The organism is Tepidibacter mesophilus, assembly GCF_002724055.1.
In the GTDB taxonomy this organism is placed as follows: domain Bacteria; phylum Bacillota; class Clostridia; order Peptostreptococcales; family Peptostreptococcaceae; genus Tepidibacter_A; species Tepidibacter_A mesophilus.
Window position 1 is genome coordinate 1 of sequence record NZ_BDQY01000065.1, and the last position, 807, is coordinate 807.

Annotated in this window: 7 tRNA genes; all 7 read right to left on the bottom strand. The window is 50.3% G+C overall.

The features are described from left to right. Window positions 1-135: 135 nt before the first annotated feature. A tRNA-Met gene (locus Tmeso_RS15790) sits at window positions 136-212 on the bottom strand. An 11-nt stretch (window positions 213-223) separates the two neighbouring features. Beyond that, window positions 224-299, bottom strand: a tRNA-Phe gene (locus Tmeso_RS15795). A gap of 6 nt (window positions 300-305) precedes the next feature. Beyond that, window positions 306-382: transfer RNA gene (locus tag Tmeso_RS15800), tRNA-Ile, on the bottom strand. Window positions 383-397: 15 nt separating this feature from the next. Beyond that, a tRNA-Ile gene (locus Tmeso_RS15805) sits at window positions 398-474 on the bottom strand. A 5-nt stretch (window positions 475-479) separates the two neighbouring features. Then, window positions 480-556 (bottom strand) — tRNA-Pro (locus Tmeso_RS15810). A 14-nt stretch (window positions 557-570) separates the two neighbouring features. Further along, window positions 571-661 (bottom strand) — tRNA-Ser (locus tag Tmeso_RS15815). Window positions 662-682: 21 nt separating this feature from the next. After that, window positions 683-771: transfer RNA gene (locus Tmeso_RS15820), tRNA-Ser, on the bottom strand. Window positions 772-807: the final 36 nt, after the last annotated feature.

The window sequence follows — 807 nt, forward strand, 5'->3', positions numbered from 1 at the left end:
AATTCTTTCGGCATAGCCTCATAATTTCCGTTGCTCAAAGTTTGTCTACTCAGTAAACTGACTTTTTGTTTGTTTATTCCGAAAATCACTGATGTGATTTATTTATAACCTACTGTTTAATTTTCAAGGTTCACTTGGTAGCGGCAACTAGATTCGAACTAGTGACCTTTCGGGTATGAACCGAACGCTCTAGCCAACTGAGCTATGCCGCCACACTAATCTATGGTGCCCAGAGGCGGAATCGAACCACCGACACGGGGATTTTCAGTCCCCTGCTCTACCGACTGAGCTATCTGGGCATAAAGTGGTGGGCCTTCAGGGACTCGAACCCCAGACCTACCGGTTATGAGCCGGGCGCTCTAACCAACTGAGCTAAAGGCCCACTTTATGTGTTTTATGGTGGGCTTAGCTGGACTCGAACCAGCGACCTCACGCTTATCAGGCGTGCGCTCTAACCACCTGAGCTATAAGCCCTTACTTGGTCGAGGTGGAGGGACTCGAACCCCCGGCCCCATGGTCCCAAACCACGTGCGCTACCAAACTGCGCTACACCTCGATACTTAAATAAAATGGCGGAGAAGGAGGGATTTGAACCCTCGCGCCCCGTAAAAGACCTACTCCCTTAGCAGGGGAGCCTCTTCAGCCACTTGAGTACTTCTCCATTTTAATTACATATTTTTTTTGGCGGAGGAGGTGGGATTCGAACCCACGGTCCCTTTCGGAATCACTGGTTTTCAAGACCAGCTCCTTAAGCCACTCGGACACCCCTCCGTATTTCTTTGGTGACCCATCCGCGACTCGAACGCG